Origin of the sequence: Microvirga sp. RSM25, assembly GCF_044784385.1 — a bacterium.
In the GTDB taxonomy this organism is placed as follows: Bacteria; Pseudomonadota; Alphaproteobacteria; order Rhizobiales; family Beijerinckiaceae; genus Microvirga; species Microvirga tunisiensis.
Window position 1 is genome coordinate 2,049,642 of record NZ_CP173039.1, and the last position, 17,421, is coordinate 2,067,062.

The following is a 17,421-nucleotide window of genomic DNA, read 5'->3' on the forward strand; positions in this document are numbered from 1 at the left end:
AGCGGGCAGGAGGACCTATGACTTCAGCATCCGATATCAGTGCTGGAAGGCTTGCGGCTGGCGCATATGAAGAAGCCTTTTGCGACCTTCATGCACCGCTGGACCAACACGAGGCCCGTGTCGCGGCAGAGCGGTGTCTCTTTTGCTATGATGCGCCTTGTGTGAACGCCTGCCCGACCGGCATTGATATCCCCCTCTTCATTCGGCAGATCGCCACCGGAAACGTGCAAGGAGCGGGCAAGACGATCCTGGACTCGAATATCTTCGGCGGCATGTGCGCCCGGGTTTGCCCCACGGAAACGCTCTGCGAAGAGGCCTGTGTCCGAAACGACGCGGAAGGCAAGCCGGTCATCATCGGCGAATTGCAGCGCCACGCGACCGATGCCGTGATGGCATCCGGCCGGCAGCTCTACAGGCAGGGCCCGCGAACAGGTAAGCGCGTCGCCGTCGTCGGCGCGGGCCCTGCCGGACTTTCCTGTGCCCACAGGCTCGCGACCCTCGGCTACGACGTGGTCGTCTTTGACGGCCGGCCGAAGCCAGGCGGCCTCAACGAACATGGCATCGCCTCTTACAAAACCCCCAACAACTTTGCCCAGGCCGAGGTCGAATGGATCCTCGATGTTGGCGGCATCGAACTGCGCTGCGGACAGATGCTGGGGCGGGACTTCATGCTTGCCGATCTTCGCCGCGATTTCGATGCCGTCTTCTTAGGCCTTGGTCTTCAGGCCGTGAACGCTCTTGGAAGCGACGATGATGATCTGGGCGGCGTCGAGGATGCCGTCGCCTTCATCGAGGCGCTCCGCCAGTCGCCGGACCTCTCCACTTTGCCTATCGGTCGGCGCATCGTGGTGATCGGCGGCGGCATGACGGCCATCGATGCGGCCGTGCAGGCGAAGAAGCTCGGTGCCGAGGAGGTGACCATCGTCTATCGCCGTGGCGCCGAACAGATGGGCGCAAGCCGCTTTGAGCAGGAGCTCGCGCTGACGCACGGCGTCGTGATCCGCCATTGGGCACGCCCGGCTACCATTTACGGCGAGAACGGCGTGCTTCGCTCCGTCGGCTTCGCGGCAACGGAGGACAGGGACGGGCGGCTCGTCGACACAGGCGAGACCTTCGAAATTCCGGCAAATCAGCTCTTCAAGGCCATCGGCCAGCTCTTCATTCCGCAGGTCCTCGAAGGCTCGCACGACGTGCTTGACCTCGAAGCCGGGCGGATTGCTGTCGATTTCGAGCGGCGCACCTCTCTTCCCGACGTGTGGGCAGGTGGAGATTGCGCCGCAGGCGACCGCGATTTGACGGTGGTTGCCGTCGAGGATGGGAAGCAGGCCGCGTTGTCAATCAATCGGGCGCTTCAGGGCTTCGTGCCCATGGCTGCAGAGTGAGGAGGTAGATCCATGGCAGATCTCAGCGTCAATTTCTGCGGCATCAAATCGCCCAACCCGTTCTGGCTCGCCTCCGCCCCTCCAACCGACAAGGCCTACAACATCGAGCGTGCGTTCCGCGCCGGGTGGGGTGGCGCCGTGTGGAAGACGCTGGGTGAGGAAGGTCCGCCGGTGGTCAATGTGTCGGGGCCGCGCTATGGCGTCGTGCACGGAACGGACCGGCGCGTCACGGCCTTCAATAACATCGAGCTTATCACCGACAGGCCCTTGGAGATCAACCTTCAGGAAATAACGGACATGAAGCGCCGCTGGCCGGATCGCGCCATCGTCGTGTCCCTCATGGTGCCCTGCGAGGAAGAAGCCTGGAAGCGTATCCTTCCACGGGTCGAGGCGACCGGGGCCGATGGGATCGAGCTCAATTTCGGCTGCCCGCATGGCATGTCCGAGCGCGGCATGGGCGCCGCCGTCGGCCAGGTGCCCGAATATATCGAGATGGTCACGCGCTGGTGTAAAACCCATTCACGCATGCCGGTTATCGTGAAGTTGACCCCGAATATCACCGATGTCCGCAAGCCTGCGGAGGCCGCAAAGCGCGGCGGCGCGGATGCCGTCTCTCTCATCAACACGATCAACTCCATCGTCAGCGTCGATCTCGACCGCATGATCCCTAACCCTCATACGGACGGGAAAGCCACCCATGGCGGCATGTGCGGTCCGGCGGTCAAGCCCATCGCCCTGAACATGGTGGCCGAGATCGCCCGCTCTCCCGCGACCCGCGGATTGCCTATCTCCGGCATCGGCGGCATCGAAACCTGGCGTGATGCGGCGGAGTTCATCGCCTTGGGTTGCGGCACCGTTCAGGTCTGCACAGCGGCTATGGTTTACGGCTTCAAGATCGTTCAGGAGATGATCACCGGGCTCGAATCTTTCATGGATGAGCGCGGGTACACGAGCGTCTCGGACTTCGTCGGTGCAGCGGTGCCGAATGTTACAGATTGGCAATATCTGAACCTCAACTATGCCGTGAAAGCAAGGATCGATCAGGATCTCTGCATCAAGTGCGGTCGCTGTCACGTAGCCTGCGAAGACACGTCCCACCAGGCAATCACCCATCTCGTCAATGGCATGCGGCATTTCGAGGTGATCGACGAGGAATGCGTGGGTTGCAATCTCTGCGCCAGTGTCTGTCCGATCGAGAACTGCATCACCATGGAACCGCTGGTGAACGAGGTAGATCGGCGAACCGGCCGACTGGTGGACGGCTCCTATCTCAATTGGACCCAGCACCCCAACAATCCTCAGGCGGCGATGAAGAAGCCTCTTGAGCCGCTCGAACCCGCGGAATGACCGTGACGACGGCGCCGGATCTCTGGCGCCGTTTCCTTACCGAACCTGACACGGAGGACCTTGCCTGTATGGCTACCTCAAACGTCCTGGCGCCCCTCCCCGCACGGCAGAACGCCGTCAAGAAGAATGCTCGTCAGCATGTTGCGGGCGGTCTCATAGAAGTCCTCATCCTCGATTCCCTTGCCCGTCAGCGAACGGATCTGGGTACTGAAATCGGCGTAATGTTGCGTCGTGGCCCAAATAGCGAAGATGAGATGCTTGGGATCGACCGGCCTGATCCGCCCCTCCCGGATCCAGGACTCGATAATGCGGGACTTGACCTCGACGAGATAGTGCAGGTTGCCGGTCAAAGCCACGTTCAAATGCGGCGCACCTTGCAGCATCTCCATGGCGAAGAGGCGCGAAGCCGTCGGATGGCTGCGGGAATAGTCGAGCTTGCGCGTGATATAGGCGCTCAGCGCCACTCTGGGGTCGCTCAGGGAATCGAGTTCCTGCAAAGGTTCCAACCACATGTCCAGGGTTCGCCGAAGCACGGCGGTGTAGAGAGCCTCCTTGGTTCGGAAGTAATAAAGCAAGTTGGGCTTCGACAATCCTGCGACCGTCGCGATCTGGTCAATCCGCGCCCCTTGAAAGCCATAAGCCGCAAAAACCTCAAGTGCCGCGTCGAGAATGCGCTGCGTGTTCGTCTCGCCGGCTCGAGTCTTGCGCGTGGATGGGCGAGTGCTCATCCCAATCTCGTCAGCCAAAGCTCAACCCTTTCATGCAGCTCCTGCAAAAGACCTTATGTCGCGACGGTTCGTTCCGGCAAGACCATCGCCAAAACTATGAACCTGGGCGCCATGGCGTCTGCCTCCTGGAGGATCATGTGATGAATGTCGTTCCTTTAAAGCGCCCGATTCCCAACGATCTCGCCGCATTTTGGATGCCATTTACGGCCAATCGCCAATTCAAGAAGGCGCCGAGGCTTCTCGCGGGCGCCCAGGACATGCACTATTACACCGACGATGGCCGCCCCATTCTCGATGGAACGGCGGGCCTCTGGTGTGTGAATGCAGGACATGGGCGGCCGAAGATCGTCGAGGCCGTCCAGCGGCAGGTAGCCGAACTCGATTATGCGCCCGCATTCCAGATGAGCCACCCGAAGGCGTTCGAGTTTGCCTCGCGGCTCGTGCAGATCTCTCCGGAAGGGCTCGATCACGTTTTTTTCACCAATTCCGGATCGGAATCGGTCGAGACAGCGCTCAAGATCGCCCTCGCCTATCAGCGAGTAAAGGGCCAGGGCTCCCGTACCCGTCTGATCGGCCGCGAGCGTGGCTATCATGGCGTGAATTTCGGTGGCATCTCGGTCGGTGGCATCGTTTCCAACCGCAAGATGTTCGGCACCCTGCTCTCAGGCGTCGACCACCTCCGGCATACTCACGACTCAGTTCAAAATGCATTCACCGAGGGCGAGCCGGAGCACGGCGTCGACTTGGCCGAGGACCTAGAGCGCATCGTTGCTCTCCATGACGCTTCCACCATTGCCGCCGTCATCGTGGAACCGGTCGCTGGCTCGACAGGAGTGCTCATCCCGCCGAAAGGCTATCTCAAGCGCCTGCGCGAGATCTGTGACAAGCACGGCATTCTGCTCATCTTCGACGAGGTCATCACGGGTTTCGGCCGTATGGGAACTCCGTTCGCGGCAGATTACTTCGAGATCACTCCCGACATCATGGTCACCGCGAAGGGCATCACCAACGGCGTCGTTCCCATGGGCGGCGTGTTCGTGAAGTCGGAAATTCACGATGCCTTTATGACCGGCCCGGAGCATCTGATCGAGTTCTTCCACGGTTATACTTATTCGGCCCATCCTCTGGCCTGCGCGGCCGGTCTCGCCACCCTCGATACCTATGCGGATGAAGGTCTTCTCACTCGCGCGGCTGAACTGGCGCCATATTGGGAGCAGGCCCTTCATTCCCTCAAAGACACGAAGCATGTCATCGACATCCGCAACATCGGCCTAGTTGGCGCCATCGAGCTGGAGCCCATTGCGGGAGAACCCACGAAGCGGGCCTTTTCCGTCTTCCTGGAATGCTTCGAGCGCGGCGTTTTGATCCGCACGACCGGCGACATCATTGCTCTGTCGCCACCGCTTATCATTTCGAAGGAGCAGATCGACGAACTCATCGGTACGATCGGCGACGTGCTGAAAGCGGCGGCGTGATGCTCAGGAACTGGGCACGGCGCAGCGGCAGGTGGATCAGATATCCTGGATTGCCCGGAACGGCACAGTTCTTGCTTATGGTCTAACAACGATGCGCCTGGAGAAAAACAAGCAGTGCTAAAGCGCGCAACACACGAGATCATGGAACGTGGCGGGGGCCCGTCACCCATTGCCTGGGATGGAAAATCTGTCACGGAGCAGGGTCGGGCGACAGTTGTCGACATCCGTGGCCTTTCCCTCACCTATGAGGCCGCAGATGGTCCAGTCTATGCCCTCTCCAATGTGGATCTGCAGATCGCCGAAGGCGAGTTCGTTTCCTTCATTGGCCCGTCAGGCTGCGGCAAGACCACGCTCCTGCGGGTCATCGCGGATCTAGAGCAACCGAGCGCAGGCCATATCCATGTGAATGGCGTAAGCCCGAGTGAAGCCCGCTTGCGTCGCGACTATGGGTTCGTTTTCCAGGCCCCTGCGCTCTATCCCTGGCGCACCATTCGCAAGAACGTGGAGCTGCCGCTTGAGATCTTCGGACTGTCCAGGGCAGAGCGTCGCGAACGCTCGAGACATCAGATCGAGCTCGTCAATCTCAAGGGATTCGAGAACAAGTTTCCCTGGCAGCTTTCCGGCGGGATGCAGCAGAGGGCTTCCATTGCGCGAGCTCTGTCCTTCGACCCGAAGCTCCTGCTCATGGACGAACCATTCGGGGCCCTTGACGAAATCGTCCGCGACCGCCTGAACGAGCAGCTTCTTCAGCTCTGGGGAAAGACTCGAAAGACCGTCCTCTTCGTCACCCATTCCATCCCGGAAGCGGTGTTCCTCTCCACGAAGATCGTTGTCATGTCTCCGCGTCCTGGGCGCATCATCGACATCATTGATGCCAGCGTCCTGGGGGGCGACCGCAAGCTGGAAGTCCGCGAGACACCCGAATTCCTCAAGATCGCACACAGAGTCCGCGAGGGTTTGCGGGCCGGGCATTCCTATGACGACTGAGGCGCTGACTTTACCTGTACGCCAGGCAAGACAGAAGTCCTCCCGCCTGTGGAAGGGCAACACGGGGCCCGTCCTCGTGGTCGTGCTCGCCGTCGTCGTGCTCTGGTACGTGGCCGCCGTTGCGATGAACTGGCAGGGCGTAACTGACGCCTTCGAACGCGCCGGCGAACAACGCAGCACTGGTGAAATCCTTCTTGCCACCTTGGAGCAGGAAAGACCCATGCTGCCGGCGCCTCATCAAATCTTGATCGAGTTGAAGAAGACGGTCATCGACATGCCGGTCACTTCCCGACGCAACCTGCTCTTCCATGGCTGGGTGACCCTCTCGTCGACGCTCCTCGGATTTGCCTTGGGATCGCTTCTCGGTGTCGTGCTCGCGGTGCTCATCGTTCATGTGAAGACGCTCGAGCGCAGCCTCATGCCCTGGATCATCTCCTCACAAACCATCCCAATCCTCGCCATTGCGCCGATCATCATCGTGGTATTGGGCTCGATCGGCATTACTGGCCTTTTCCCGAAGGCCATCATTTCTGCTTATCTCTGCTTTTTCCCTATCACTATCAGCATGGTGAAGGGCCTGACCTCCCCCGATATCATGCAGCGCGATCTTATGCGCACGTATTCGGCGTCACGCACGCAGACATTCTGGAAGCTCCGCCTTCCCGCCTCGCTGCCTTACCTGTTCGCCGGACTCAAAGTGGCCATCGCCATCAGCCTGGTAGGGGCCATCGTCGGCGAACTACCGACAGGAGCCCAGGCCGGTCTCGGCGCACGGCTCCTGGCCGGTTCCTATTACGGCCAGACGATCCAGATCTGGGCTGCGCTCTTCGGTGCTGCGGTTCTCGCCTCCTCTCTGGTCGCCATCGTCGGCCTGGGCGAGCGCATCGTGAACAGCCGCATGGGAGTTCGTGCCGCATGAGCGCTGCCCGTCGTGCCATGATCCTGACACCGCTGGCCGCATTGGGCTGCCTCTATGCCCTGATTTTGGTTCACCGTCCTGCCGTGGCCGGGCAGGCTGGGCCCGCCTTCTGGGTCTTTGTCGCCGTCCTTTGGGTTGCCGCAGGCCTTGCTCTCGGCGGCCTCTCTCATCTTCGCCTGAGGAACCCGGGAGCGCGGCGACTAGTCGGGCTCTCAGTTCCTGTGCTTTTTGGCGCCTTCCTGTTCTTCTTGTGGGAAGTCATCGTGGTCGGGGCCGGTGTCCCGTCCGTTCTCATGCCCGCTCCTTCGTCGATTGCGAGCCGTTTTGCCGCTTCATTGCCTGTGTTGCGGGGTGACTTCGTCCAGACTTTCATGAAGTCAGTTCTATCCGGATACATGATCGGCTGCCTCTCGGGATTTGTCGTTGCGATCATTGCGGATCGAGATCCCCTTTCTCCGCAGGGGTCTTCTGCCGCTCGGCAATTTCGTATCCGCGCTTCCCGTGATCGGAATCGCGCCGATCATGGTGATGTGGTTCGGCTTTGACTGGCCCTCCAAGGCGGCGGTCGTCGTGGTGATGACGTTCTTCCCCATGCTGATCAACACCGTCGCGGGTCTTGCTGCTGCGGGCCGGCTCGAGCGTGATCTCATGCATTCCTATGCAGCCGGATACTGGACGGGTCTGATCAAGCTTCGGCTTCCCGTCGCCCTGCCTTTCATCTTCAATGCACTGAAGATCAATTCGACGCTGGCCCTCATCGGCGCCATCGTTGCCGAGTTCTTCGGCACGCCGATCGTCGGCATGGGTTTTCGCATCTCCATCGAGGTCGCCCGTATGGCCCTCGATATGGTGTGGGCCGAAATCGCGCTCGCGGCGATTGCGGGCTCGGCCTTCTATGGCATCATCGCTCTCGTCGAGCGCGCAGCAACCTTTTGGCATCCGTCGTACCGCACATAAGGGGATCGTGGACGGCGTTTAGGAGGAGTGAAGAATGATCAGGACCACATTACTGGCGGGGGCAATCGCTCTCGGCTTTTCGAGTGCTGCTTTCGCACAGGCCGACAAGGTGACGATCCAGCTGAAATGGGTGACGCAGGCCCAGTTCGCCGGGTACTATGTCGCCAAAGACAAGGGGTTCTACAAGGAGGCCGGCCTCGACGTGACGATCAAGCCGGGTGGCCCGGATATCGCACCGCCACAGGTCATCGCAGGCGGTGGAGCGGATGTGATCGTGGACTGGATGCCCTCTGCGCTCGCGGCTCGGGAGAAGGGTGTTCCGCTCGTCAACATTGCCCAGCCGTTCAAGAAGTCCGGCATGATGCTCACCTGCCGTGCGGAAACTGGCATCAAGACCCCACAGGACCTCAAGGGCCGTACTCTCGGCGTGTGGTTCTCCGGCAATGAATATCCCTTCCTCGCCTGGATGGCGAAGCTTGGCTACAAGACTGACGGCTCGGCCGGCGGCGTGAAGGTGCTGAAGCAGGGCTTCAACGTCGATCCGCTTATCCAGAAGCAGGCGGACTGCATCTCGACCATGACCTACAACGAGTATTGGCAGGTCATCGACGCTGGATTCAAGCCCGAGCAGCTCGTGGTCTTCAAGTATGAGGATCAGGGCGTGGCGACGCTTGAGGACGGCCTCTATGTCGTGCAGGACAAGCTGAAGGATCCGGCCTTCGTCGCCAAGATGGCGAAGTTCGTCGCGGCCTCTCAGAAAGGCTGGGATTACATGCGTCAGAACCCGGATGAGGCAGCCACGATCGTTCTCGACAATGACGCTTCGGGCGCGCAGACCGAGAAGCACCAGAAGCGCATGGCGGGTGAGATCGCCAAGCTCCTCGACACCGCCAAGGGCAAGCTTGATCCAGCCGACTTCGACCGTACGGTCGCGACCCTGCTGTCCTCCGGCGGCGATGCGCCCGTCATCACCAAGAAGCCCGAGGGCGCCTGGTCTCACGTCGTCGTCGACGCAAAAATGTAAGCCGTTCCCGAAACTCCCCTCTCGGGACTGGGAGGGGAGCTTTCAATCAACCACAGGTCAAGAACAATCAAGGGAGATCATCATGGCCCTTCTCATCCGCGGCGGCACCGTCGTGAATGCCGATTTGAGCCGGCGCGCCGATGTATTGGTGGACGGAGGGCGGATCGTCGCCGTCAGCGAGAATCTCGAGGCGCCCGCCGGAGCCGAAATCGTCGATGCCGATGGCGCCTATGTCATGCCGGGCGGGATCGATCCGCATACCCATATGGAATTTCTGTTCATGGGCACCGTATCGGCCGATGATTTCGAGTGGGGAACCAAGGCCGCCCTCTCGGGCGGTACCACGATGATCGTCGATTTCTGCATACCGGGCGCGGGGCAATCGTTGGTCGATGCCTATCGCGACTGGCGTCAAAAATCCGAGAAAGCCGCCGGCGACTACTCCTACCATCTTGCCATCACCTCGTGGTCCGACGACGTCGAGCGCGAGATGGGCGAGATCGTCAACACCCACGGAGTGAACACGTTCAAGCACTTCATGGCCTATAAGGGCGCGCTGATGGTGGATGACGACATCCTCTTCCGCTCCTTCAAGCGCTGCGCCGAACTCGGCGCTACGGCCCTCGTCCATGCCGAAAACGGCGACGTGGTCGCGCAGATGCAGAACATGTACATCTCGCAGGGCAAGACCGGTCCCGAGTTTCACGCTTATTCCCGACCGCCCGAGGTGGAGGGCGAGGCCGCCAACCGCGCCATCATGATCGCCGATATGGCAGGATGCCCGCTCTATATCGTCCACACTTCGAGCAAGCCAGCCCATGAGGCAATCATGCGGGCTCGCGCCGAAGGCAAGCGGGTTTTCGGCGAGCCATTGATCCAGCACCTCGTGCTGGATGAAACGGACTACCTCAACAGGAGCTGGGACCATGCCGCTCAGCGAGTCATGTCCCCCCCTTCCGGCCGAAGTCTCACCAGGACAGCCTCTGGGCCGGTCTCCAGTCCGGCTCCCTCCAGGTAGTGGCCACCGATCATTGCTCCTTCACCATGGAGCAGAAGCGCATGGGTCTGGGTGACTTCCGCAGCATTCCGAATGGAACGGGCGGGCTCGAGGATCGCATGCCGGTGCTCTGGAGTGCCGGCGTGAACACCGGGCGGCTCACACCCAACGAGTTCGTTGCTGTGACCTCCGCCAATTCCGCCCGGATCCTCAACATCTATCCGCAGAAGGGCGTCATCATGCCCGGAGCCGATGCGGATATCGTGATCTGGGATCCGAAAGCAACGAAGACGATCACCGCACAGAACCAGGTCAGCCGGATCGAATACAATGTGTTCGAGGGCTTCGAGCTCACCGGTCTGCCTGCGAAGGTCTTTCTCCGCGGCCGGCTCGCGGCCGAGAACGGTCAGGTCCGGGCCGAGCGTGGGCAGGGCCGCTTCGTCTCCCGTCGCCCGCTCCCGGCTTTTGCCGAGGCGCAGCGCCTCTGGAAAACCAAGACTGCACCAAAGGCAGTCGCGCGCTGAGCCTCCAGCTCTAGCGCCCTTCCTCCTTCTCTCCGGTGATCCTCCATCGGGGAGCCCTCACCCGCTCATGGGCAGAGATCATTCTCATCACGAGATCCGAGCATGCAGAACCTGACCATCAATCCGCAGCGTCTCTGGGACAGTCTCATGGATACGGCGCAAATCGGCGGAACCGAGAAAGGCGGCATCTGCCGCCTCACCCTGACCGATCTCGATCGGCATGTCCGCGACTGGTTCCGCAGCCAGTGTGAAGCCCTGGGCTGCACGATCACTATCGACCAAGTCGGCAACATGTTTGCACTCAAGCCGGGCAAGAGAAACGACATCGCCCCCATTGCCATCGGCAGCCATCTCGACACGCAGCCGACCGGCGGCAAGTTCGATGGTGTCCTGGGAGTTCTCGGCGGGCTGGAGGTCATGCGCACCCTCCATGACCTTGGCTACGAGACCAATGCACCGCTGATGCTCGTCAACTGGACTAATGAGGAAGGTTCGCGCTTCGCGCCGGCGATGCTCGGCTCCGGCGTCTATGCCGGGGTTTTTGACAGGGCTTTTGCGGATAGTCGCGAAGATCGTCAGGGTACGACCTTCTCTGAGGCCATCGAGAGCATCGGATATCGTGGCGAGGCTGTCCCCGGGTCCGTCAAGTTCGGCGCCATGTTCGAGCTCCACATCGAGCAGGGTCCGATCCTGGAAGCGGAGCAGAAGGTGATCGGCATCGTAACCGGCGTGCAGGGCATGCGGTGGTACGAGATCGAGTTCACCGGCCGCGAGGCTCATACCGGATCGACTCCGATGAGCCTTCGCACGAATGCTCTGCTCGGAGCCGCGCGCGTCATCGAGCGCGTGGACCAGATCGCGCTTGAACATGCTCCCTCTGCTGTCGGTACGGTTGGTCTTGTGGAGGTCAAGCCAAACTCCCGCAATGTCATCCCAGGACACGTTTTCTTCACGGTCGACTTCCGTCATCCGGACGACACGGTTCTCGATGAGATGGAGCGCAAGCTCCTGGAATCCGTCCCGGCTATCGCCCGGGAGATCGGCCTCGAATCCGAAGTGAAGAAGGTATGGGACTCGCCTGCAGTCCGCTTCGATCCCGATTGTATTGCCGCCGTGCGGACCGGAATCGACAAAATGGGGCTGCCCGCACGGGAGATGGTCTCAGGGGCGGGACACGATGCGGCTTATATCGCAAGGATCGCCCCAACGACGATGATCTTCGTCCCCTGTGCCGGAGGCCTGAGCCACAATGAGGCGGAAAGCACGACTTTCGAGGAGTGTTCCGCAGGCGCTCAGGTCCTGCTGAACGCCGTCTTGGAGTATGATCAGCGCTTCAGCAACTGAACTCTTCGGGATAGGCCCAATACAAGAATATCTGGCGCTCCTGATATCCATATAGAGGCAGCCTGAACTCGGTGAGAAAGCGATCGTCGGTAGCTTCGCCTTTCCATAGCCAAGTTTTCCATAAGACGTGAAGCCCGGCCTACAGGCCAGCTGGCTTTTTCCCGTTCAGCGGACAACCGAGACACCAGCGGCAGTTCTGTTCCCACAAGATCATGCTTGTTGTCACTTGGCCCTGACGAGTTCGAACTGACCAAACAAAAAAACCCTCCATGCTGCGCTCGAGCATGGCTTGCGAATGCCGCAGTCTGATTGCCCGCGGCTTTCGCGCACTTACAACCTGTCTTGGACCGCTCGGCGCCAAGCAAAGTATGAGGGAAAGCGGCCGGCGGGGCCGCAACAATCGGATGTGCAAACAGAGATTTGAGTTGAGCTTTGACCTGACGCAACTCCGCACACCAACCCAAAGGGCTACTCGTTCGCCCCACCCGCCATGGCAGCATCCCCTGCAAAATCAGCAGATAATTCGAGCACCAGCGCAGCGTGAGACTGTAGTGTCGGCTATAAAATACAACAATTCATCAAGTTGATTTGTGCAGCTCTACGGCCCTGCGGCGGCTCCCACGAGCAACGGTGTATATGCATCTATGTCTATCTTCATCTTTCGATGTAGAGGCCCCATACATCAAAATAACCAACAGGCGCTACTTGCTTCCACACTATCTTGAATGTTTGATCGATAAACTCCGTATGAATGGCATTGCCGTTCATCGGAGTGAATTGCTCTTGCGCGGACTAGCGCCCCCAAGCGATCGGGATCCACGTATGACTCTGGCTACTGACCTGAGGTCCGAGATCATGATGCCGGTTCTCGAGAATGACGGCTTGGAGGTCCTGGCCTTCACGCTCGATGCTGAACCAGACCTTGTGCGTGAGATCGGCGCTTGTCTGACCGAGGACGAACGTCGGCGCGTCGATGGCTTGGCATGGGAACGCGACCGCCGTCGGTTCGTGGCTACGCGGGGTCGGTTACGTCATCTTCTCGCTTCTAGGCTGGGGATTCCGCCGTCCGACGTGGAGCTGGAGTACGGCCCCCAGGGCAAGCCCCGCCTCTCACGTCGTATGCCTGTTCGAGAGTTGCGTTTCGGTGTCTCCCGATCTGAAGATCTGGCCGTCATCGCCCTCTCGAATACGCGCGAGGTCGGGGTGGACATCGAGGCGGTGCGGCCTGTGGCCGAAGCGGACGATATCGCGGCGCTTTGCTTTTCCAATCCCGAGTACGTGTCCTATCGCGCCCTCCCGCCGGAGGACCAGCTCGAGGGGTTCCTCCAGCGCTGGACCCGGCTGGAAGCCATCTCCAAAGCCTTGGGGTGTGGTTTAGGGCATTCGGTGCCTTCGGATGACGGAGATTGGGCCGTCCATACGTTCGTGCCGAAACCGGGATATGTCGGGACCGCGGTCGTTCAGAAGTGATTGGAGGGTCCCTATGACCACGGATGCGATGACGATCCCGGACCTCCTCTCCGACCTTGCGGGGAAGGACATCAAGGTCTGGTTGGAGGGTAGCCAGCTGCGGTGCAGCGCGCCTGCGGGCGCGCTGACGCCGGAGTTCCGCGACCAGCTGCGGGACCGAAAGAGCGAAATCATCGGGTTCCTGAACATGGCCACGGCGGCCGCCCGGCAACAGCCCGCCATCGTGCCACTCCAGTCCCTCGGGACGCGCACGCCCATCTACGCCGTGCCCGGACACGCCGGAGCCGTCTTCTCGTTCTCCGCCTTCTCAAAGCGCCTGGGCGACGATCAACCGTTCTTCGCGCTTGAGCCGCCGGGCCTCGACGGGCGGACCGAGCCCATGGAGCGTGTTGAAGACATCGCTGAGTACTTCGCTGACCAGATCCTCGAATTCCAACCTGACGGCCCCTACGTGATCGCCGGCTACTGCTCCGGCGCGTCGACCGCTTTCGAACTGGCGAAACTTCTGGGTCAACGCGGGGCAGATGTCCGCTGCATGGCCCTTTTCGGCCCCCTTCACCCCAGCACATATCAGGCGTTGCACCGGCAGATTCTCTTCGAAGCCAAGCGTCGGATGGGCGCAGTCACTCACCATCTGCAGAAGGCTGCGAAGCAGCCGTCGTTCGCGGCACGCCTTCAGTATCTGGGCGAGCGTCTCCAGTATCTACGCGGCCGCATCCGGGACCGCGGCAATCGCTTCCGACCGCTCCTGACCCACGTTCACGCAAGCAACGAAACGGCCAAGGCGGATCCGGTCCTGGCGCGGAGATTCCGGCTCTCAGCCACGGCCATCACGGCCGTGCGGCGGTATAATCCCACTCCTTACGTGGGCCGCGTGTGCATTTTTCTGCCGAACAAGGCTTGGCTGCGATCGGGGGCGGCGCCGCTCCGATGGCTTCAGGCGGTGCCCCAGGCCGAGGTCTATTACGGACCAGAGAGCTGCTACGGGCCCCTTATGCTCTCGGAGCCGGACGCCCCGGCTATCGCTGAGCTGTATCGTCAGTCGGTTCGAAGAGGCGAGGAAATTTCATGAATCATATCTTGCTGTCCGCGACGGAGAGCGTCGCTCTTCCCCTCCTGAACGAGCGCGATCATCAGGCGCTGGTCGTTGAGTTCAACGCCACGGCCGCGCCCTATCCATCGGACAGGACCATTATCGATCTCTTCTGCGCGCAGGTGGAACGTAGCCCCAATACCGAGGCGATCCGCTTCGGTGACAAGAGCCTGACCTATAGGCAGCTGAATGAGCGTTCCAACCAGATGGCCGCTCATCTCACCTCGACCGGCGTGGGGCCGGGACAGATCGTCGTCGTGTTCATGGAGCACTCCATCGAGGTCGTCGTCGCGATCCTAGGCATCTTGAAGTCCGGAGCGGCCTACGTTCCGGTGGATGCGGCCACGCCGAAGGGTCGCCTCGCCACGATCCTGACGGATATTGCCGCTGGGACGGACGGACGTGCCCCGGTCGCGATCACGCAGGCGCGCCTGCAATCTGCTGTTTCGCCCAACCTCGCCGACGTGCTCGTGCTCGATGCCGACTTCCAGTCGATTTCGACCCAACCCGAGACGGACCAGCCGTCCGCGGCCGCGCCGGACAGCGTCGCCTACATCATCTTCACGTCCGGGTCGACCGGCGTGCCCAAGGGTGTCATGATCGAGCATCGGGTCTCGTGAACTACATCTGGTGGGCTGCCCGGGTGTACAGCGCCGGCGAACTCCTCGCCTGGCCTCTGTTCTCCTCGTTGGCCTTCGACCTGACCGTCACGACGCTCTTCACGCCCCTCATCACCGGCGGCCGCATCGTGGTGTACCGCGGCGATCCCGGCGCGCAGAGCATGGTCGTGCTCAAAATCATCGACGATGATGCTGTCGATATCGTGAAACTGACACCGGCCCATCTCGCGATGATCCGCGACCGTGATCTCCGTGCCACGCGGTTGCGCAAATTCATCGTAGGCGGCGAGGACTTCAAGACCGAGTTGGCCCGGGACATCACGAAAGCCATTTCCCATCCGGTCGAGATCTACAACGAGTACGGCCCTACCGAAGCCACCGTGGGCTGCATGATTCACCGGTTCGACATTGACCGCGATCAGTCCCCTTCCGTACCGATTGGGGCTCCGGCGGCCAACGCCGGGATATACGTCCTCAACGAGCGGCATCAGCCCGTCCCACCCGGAACTATAGGTGAGATGTTCATTGCCGGAGTTGGCCTCGCGAAAGGCTATTTCAATCGCCCTGACCTGACCGCCGAACGGTTCCTCACGACCGCCGATCCGCGGGATGTGGCTTCAAAGCTGCGACTGTACAAGACAGGCGACCTCGCCCGCTGGAACTCGGAAGGGCGGCTCGACTTCCTCGGCCGCGCCGACCACCAGGTGAAGGTCGGTGGCGCCCGCGTGGAACTGGGTGAGATCGAAGCCCGCCTTCTGAAACACCCGGCCATCCACGAGTGCGCAGTTGCCGTCATCCAAGCATTGGCGGCAAAACCCGTAACAAAACCACGCTATTGCGAACGTTGCGGTCTCGCGTCCGAGCTGCCCGACACGACGTATGACGCTGCCGGTGTATGCAATCTCTGCCGAGCGTTCGACACGTATGTCGACAAAGCGCAGACCTATTTCAAATCACCGGAAGATCTCCAGGTTCTCATCGCGGAGATGCAGGCGAACCGGAAGGGTCCCTATGACTGCATCGTGCTGCTGAGCGGCGGCAAGGACAGCAGCTACATGCTGTGCAAGCTCGTCGCGATGGGAGTGAAACCGCTCACGTTCACCCTGGACAACGGTTTTATCTCGGAAGGGGCCAAAGCAAACATCAGGCGGCTCGTAAACTCGCTCGGCGTGGATCACCATTGGGGAAGCACGCCGCACATGAACGAGATCTTCGTCGACAGCCTGAAACGGTTCGCGAATGTCTGCAACGGCTGCTTCAAGACGATCTACACCCTGGCTACGAACTTCGCCCGCGAGAATAGGATCGGGTACATCGTGACCGGGTTGTCACGGGGCCAGTTCTTCGAGACACGGCTGACCGAGGAAGTCTTCAAGCGGGACGACTACGACCCGGCCCGCCTAGATGCGCTCGTCACTGAGGCGCGCAAGGAGTACCACCGCCGCGAGGACGCGGTCTCGCGCTACCTGGACGTGGACGTGTTCCGGAACGATTCTATATTCGAGGAAGTAAAATTCATCGACTTCTATCGCTACTGGAGCGTTCCTCTGGAGGACATGCTCGAATTCCTGAAGACGCAGGCAGGATGGGACCGACCTGCGGACACCGGGCGTTCCACGAACTGCCTGATCAACGATGTCGGCATTTACATCCACAAGAAACAGCGGGGACACCACAACTACGCCCTGCCCTACAGCTGGGACGTCCGGCTGGGCCAGAAAACGCGCGATGAGGCGATCGACGAGCTGAACGACGAGATAGACGTGCACCGCGTCAAGGAGATCATGGCCGAGATCGGCTACGTCGAACCGGTCGCGGCCGAAGATGGCATCGCACGCCTCGTGGCCTACTATGTCTCGTCGAAGGATGTGACCGTGGCGGACCTGCGCGCCCACCTTGCTGAAGAGCTGACGGAGTCCATGATGCCGACGCACTTTGTCCGCCTGGAGCGGATGCCGCTCACGACCAACGGCAAGATAGACCGCGCTGCGCTTCCCGAGCCGACGGCAGAGAATATCCAGCCCGCGCAGGAGTTCGTCGCCCCCTCAACGGCAACGGAGAAGATGCTGGCCGCGTTATGGTGCGATCTCCTGAAGGTTGAGTCGATCGGCCGCGACGACAATTTCTTCGGCCTGGGGGGTCATTCGCTCCTGGTGATGCGGGCAGTGTCGCGCATGCGGGAGACCTTCGGCGTCGACGTGCAGCTCCGCAACCTCTTCGAGCGCCCGACGGTGGCCGGACTGGCGGAGGTGATCGACGGAATGCTCTGGGTGGCAGAGTCGAGAGCCCCTTCGACATCTGAGGGACCAAGGGAGGAAATCGAGATCTAGCCCGCAGGGATCTTTGAACGACCTCGTGAAACCACTTCGGCCGACGTCTTTGTACATGACCAGACAGCAGAGCGAGTAAGGAGTATGGACAGAGTTGGAGGAGTGACACGAGGCTCGGGGCTGCCCTGGGCGGCGGGGGACTACGAGCTCCTGCGCGACCAGGTGCGCCGCTTCGTCGATAAGGAGATCAAGCCGCATGCAGACCGCTGGGAGGAGGAAGGCTT

At 60.9% G+C, this 17,421-nt stretch carries 12 protein-coding genes and 3 pseudogenes; 14 read left to right on the forward strand and 1 reads right to left on the reverse strand.

Features of this window, described 5'->3' with window-relative positions; all coding sequences use genetic code 11:
- The first annotated feature begins 17 nt into the window (after positions 1–17).
- Together ACD578_RS09660 and preA are read left to right on the forward strand one after the other, a co-directional pair.
- Positions 18–1,382: an NAD(P)-dependent oxidoreductase gene (locus tag ACD578_RS09660; RefSeq protein WP_404292595.1), complete on the forward strand. Its 1,365-nt coding sequence runs from the start codon at positions 18–20 to the stop codon at positions 1,380–1,382.
- Positions 1,383–1,394: 12 nt separating this feature from the next.
- Positions 1,395–2,729 (forward strand): NAD-dependent dihydropyrimidine dehydrogenase subunit PreA, encoded by a 1,335-nt coding sequence (preA, locus tag ACD578_RS09665; protein ID WP_404292596.1) that lies wholly within the window; start codon positions 1,395–1,397, stop codon positions 2,727–2,729.
- 77 nt (positions 2,730–2,806) lie between these two features.
- On the opposite strand, the gene rutR is transcribed toward preA, so the two are convergent.
- Complete coding sequence (gene rutR, locus ACD578_RS09670; RefSeq protein WP_404292598.1) at positions 2,807–3,457, reverse strand: HTH-type transcriptional regulator RutR; 651 nt, start codon at positions 3,455–3,457, stop codon at positions 2,807–2,809.
- 140 nt (positions 3,458–3,597) lie between these two features.
- Between rutR and ACD578_RS09675 the strand changes: the two genes are divergently transcribed.
- The 12 genes and pseudogenes from ACD578_RS09675 to ACD578_RS09730 all read left to right on the forward strand — a co-directional run.
- Entirely contained in the window at positions 3,598–4,932 is a 1,335-nt protein-coding gene (locus ACD578_RS09675; protein WP_404292600.1) for an aspartate aminotransferase family protein, read from the forward strand.
- 141 nt (positions 4,933–5,073) lie between these two features.
- Complete coding sequence (locus ACD578_RS09680; RefSeq protein ID WP_404292602.1) at positions 5,074–5,919, forward strand: ABC transporter ATP-binding protein; 846 nt, start codon at positions 5,074–5,076, stop codon at positions 5,917–5,919.
- Positions 5,909–6,838: an ABC transporter permease gene (locus ACD578_RS09685; protein ID WP_404292604.1), complete on the forward strand. Its 930-nt coding sequence runs from the start codon at positions 5,909–5,911 to the stop codon at positions 6,836–6,838. Before ACD578_RS09680 ends, ACD578_RS09685 begins: the two co-directional genes overlap by 11 nt.
- A pseudogene (locus ACD578_RS09690) lies at positions 6,835–7,795 on the forward strand (ABC transporter permease). Before ACD578_RS09685 ends, ACD578_RS09690 begins: the two are co-directional and overlap by 4 nt.
- A gap of 34 nt (positions 7,796–7,829) precedes the next feature.
- On the forward strand, positions 7,830–8,819 hold the full coding sequence (locus ACD578_RS09695; protein WP_404292606.1) for an ABC transporter substrate-binding protein: 990 nt from the start codon (positions 7,830–7,832) through the stop codon (positions 8,817–8,819).
- A gap of 82 nt (positions 8,820–8,901) precedes the next feature.
- Positions 8,902–10,340: pseudogene (gene hydA / locus ACD578_RS09700) on the forward strand (dihydropyrimidinase).
- Positions 10,341–10,442: 102 nt separating this feature from the next.
- Positions 10,443–11,684: a Zn-dependent hydrolase gene (locus ACD578_RS09705; RefSeq protein WP_404292608.1), complete on the forward strand. Its 1,242-nt coding sequence runs from the start codon at positions 10,443–10,445 to the stop codon at positions 11,682–11,684.
- Positions 11,685–12,539: 855 nt separating this feature from the next.
- A complete protein-coding gene (locus ACD578_RS09710; protein WP_404292610.1) occupies positions 12,540–13,154 on the forward strand; it encodes a 4'-phosphopantetheinyl transferase family protein in 615 nt (204 codons plus the stop codon).
- A gap of 13 nt (positions 13,155–13,167) precedes the next feature.
- A complete protein-coding gene (locus tag ACD578_RS09715; RefSeq protein WP_404292612.1) occupies positions 13,168–14,226 on the forward strand; it encodes a thioesterase domain-containing protein in 1,059 nt (352 codons plus the stop codon).
- Positions 14,223–14,867, forward strand: a complete 645-nt coding sequence (locus ACD578_RS09720; RefSeq protein WP_404292614.1) for an AMP-binding protein — start codon at positions 14,223–14,225, stop codon at positions 14,865–14,867. Before ACD578_RS09715 ends, ACD578_RS09720 begins: the two co-directional genes overlap by 4 nt.
- On the forward strand, positions 14,864–17,197 hold the full coding sequence (locus ACD578_RS09725) for an AMP-binding protein (RefSeq protein ID WP_404292616.1): 2,334 nt from the start codon (positions 14,864–14,866) through the stop codon (positions 17,195–17,197). Before ACD578_RS09720 ends, ACD578_RS09725 begins: the two co-directional genes overlap by 4 nt.
- Positions 17,198–17,281: 84 nt before the next feature.
- Positions 17,282–17,383: pseudogene (locus ACD578_RS09730) on the forward strand (hypothetical protein); the annotation flags it as partial.
- Positions 17,384–17,421: the final 38 nt, after the last annotated feature.

What these genes read in the sequence shown, in the direction of transcription:
- ACD578_RS09675 (WP_404292600.1), top strand. Translation starts at nt 3,598, where the DNA reads ATGAATGTCGTTCCTTTAAAGCGCCCGATTCCCAACGATCTCGCCGCA.
- ACD578_RS09685 (WP_404292604.1), top strand. Translation starts at nt 5,909, where the DNA reads ATGACGACTGAGGCGCTGACTTTACCTGTACGCCAGGCAAGACAGAAG.
- ACD578_RS09715 (WP_404292612.1), top strand. Translation starts at nt 13,168, where the DNA reads ATGACCACGGATGCGATGACGATCCCGGACCTCCTCTCCGACCTTGCG.
- ACD578_RS09660 (WP_404292595.1), top strand. Translation starts at nt 18, where the DNA reads ATGACTTCAGCATCCGATATCAGTGCTGGAAGGCTTGCGGCTGGCGCA.
- ACD578_RS09695 (WP_404292606.1), top strand. Translation starts at nt 7,830, where the DNA reads ATGATCAGGACCACATTACTGGCGGGGGCAATCGCTCTCGGCTTTTCG.
- ACD578_RS09710 (WP_404292610.1), top strand. Translation starts at nt 12,540, where the DNA reads ATGATGCCGGTTCTCGAGAATGACGGCTTGGAGGTCCTGGCCTTCACG.
- ACD578_RS09680 (WP_404292602.1), top strand. Translation starts at nt 5,074, where the DNA reads ATGGAACGTGGCGGGGGCCCGTCACCCATTGCCTGGGATGGAAAATCT.
- ACD578_RS09720 (WP_404292614.1), top strand. Translation starts at nt 14,223, where the DNA reads ATGAATCATATCTTGCTGTCCGCGACGGAGAGCGTCGCTCTTCCCCTC.
- ACD578_RS09705 (WP_404292608.1), top strand. Translation starts at nt 10,443, where the DNA reads ATGCAGAACCTGACCATCAATCCGCAGCGTCTCTGGGACAGTCTCATG.
- rutR (WP_404292598.1), bottom strand. Translation starts at nt 3,457, where the DNA reads ATGAGCACTCGCCCATCCACGCGCAAGACTCGAGCCGGCGAGACGAAC.
- preA (WP_404292596.1), top strand. Translation starts at nt 1,395, where the DNA reads ATGGCAGATCTCAGCGTCAATTTCTGCGGCATCAAATCGCCCAACCCG.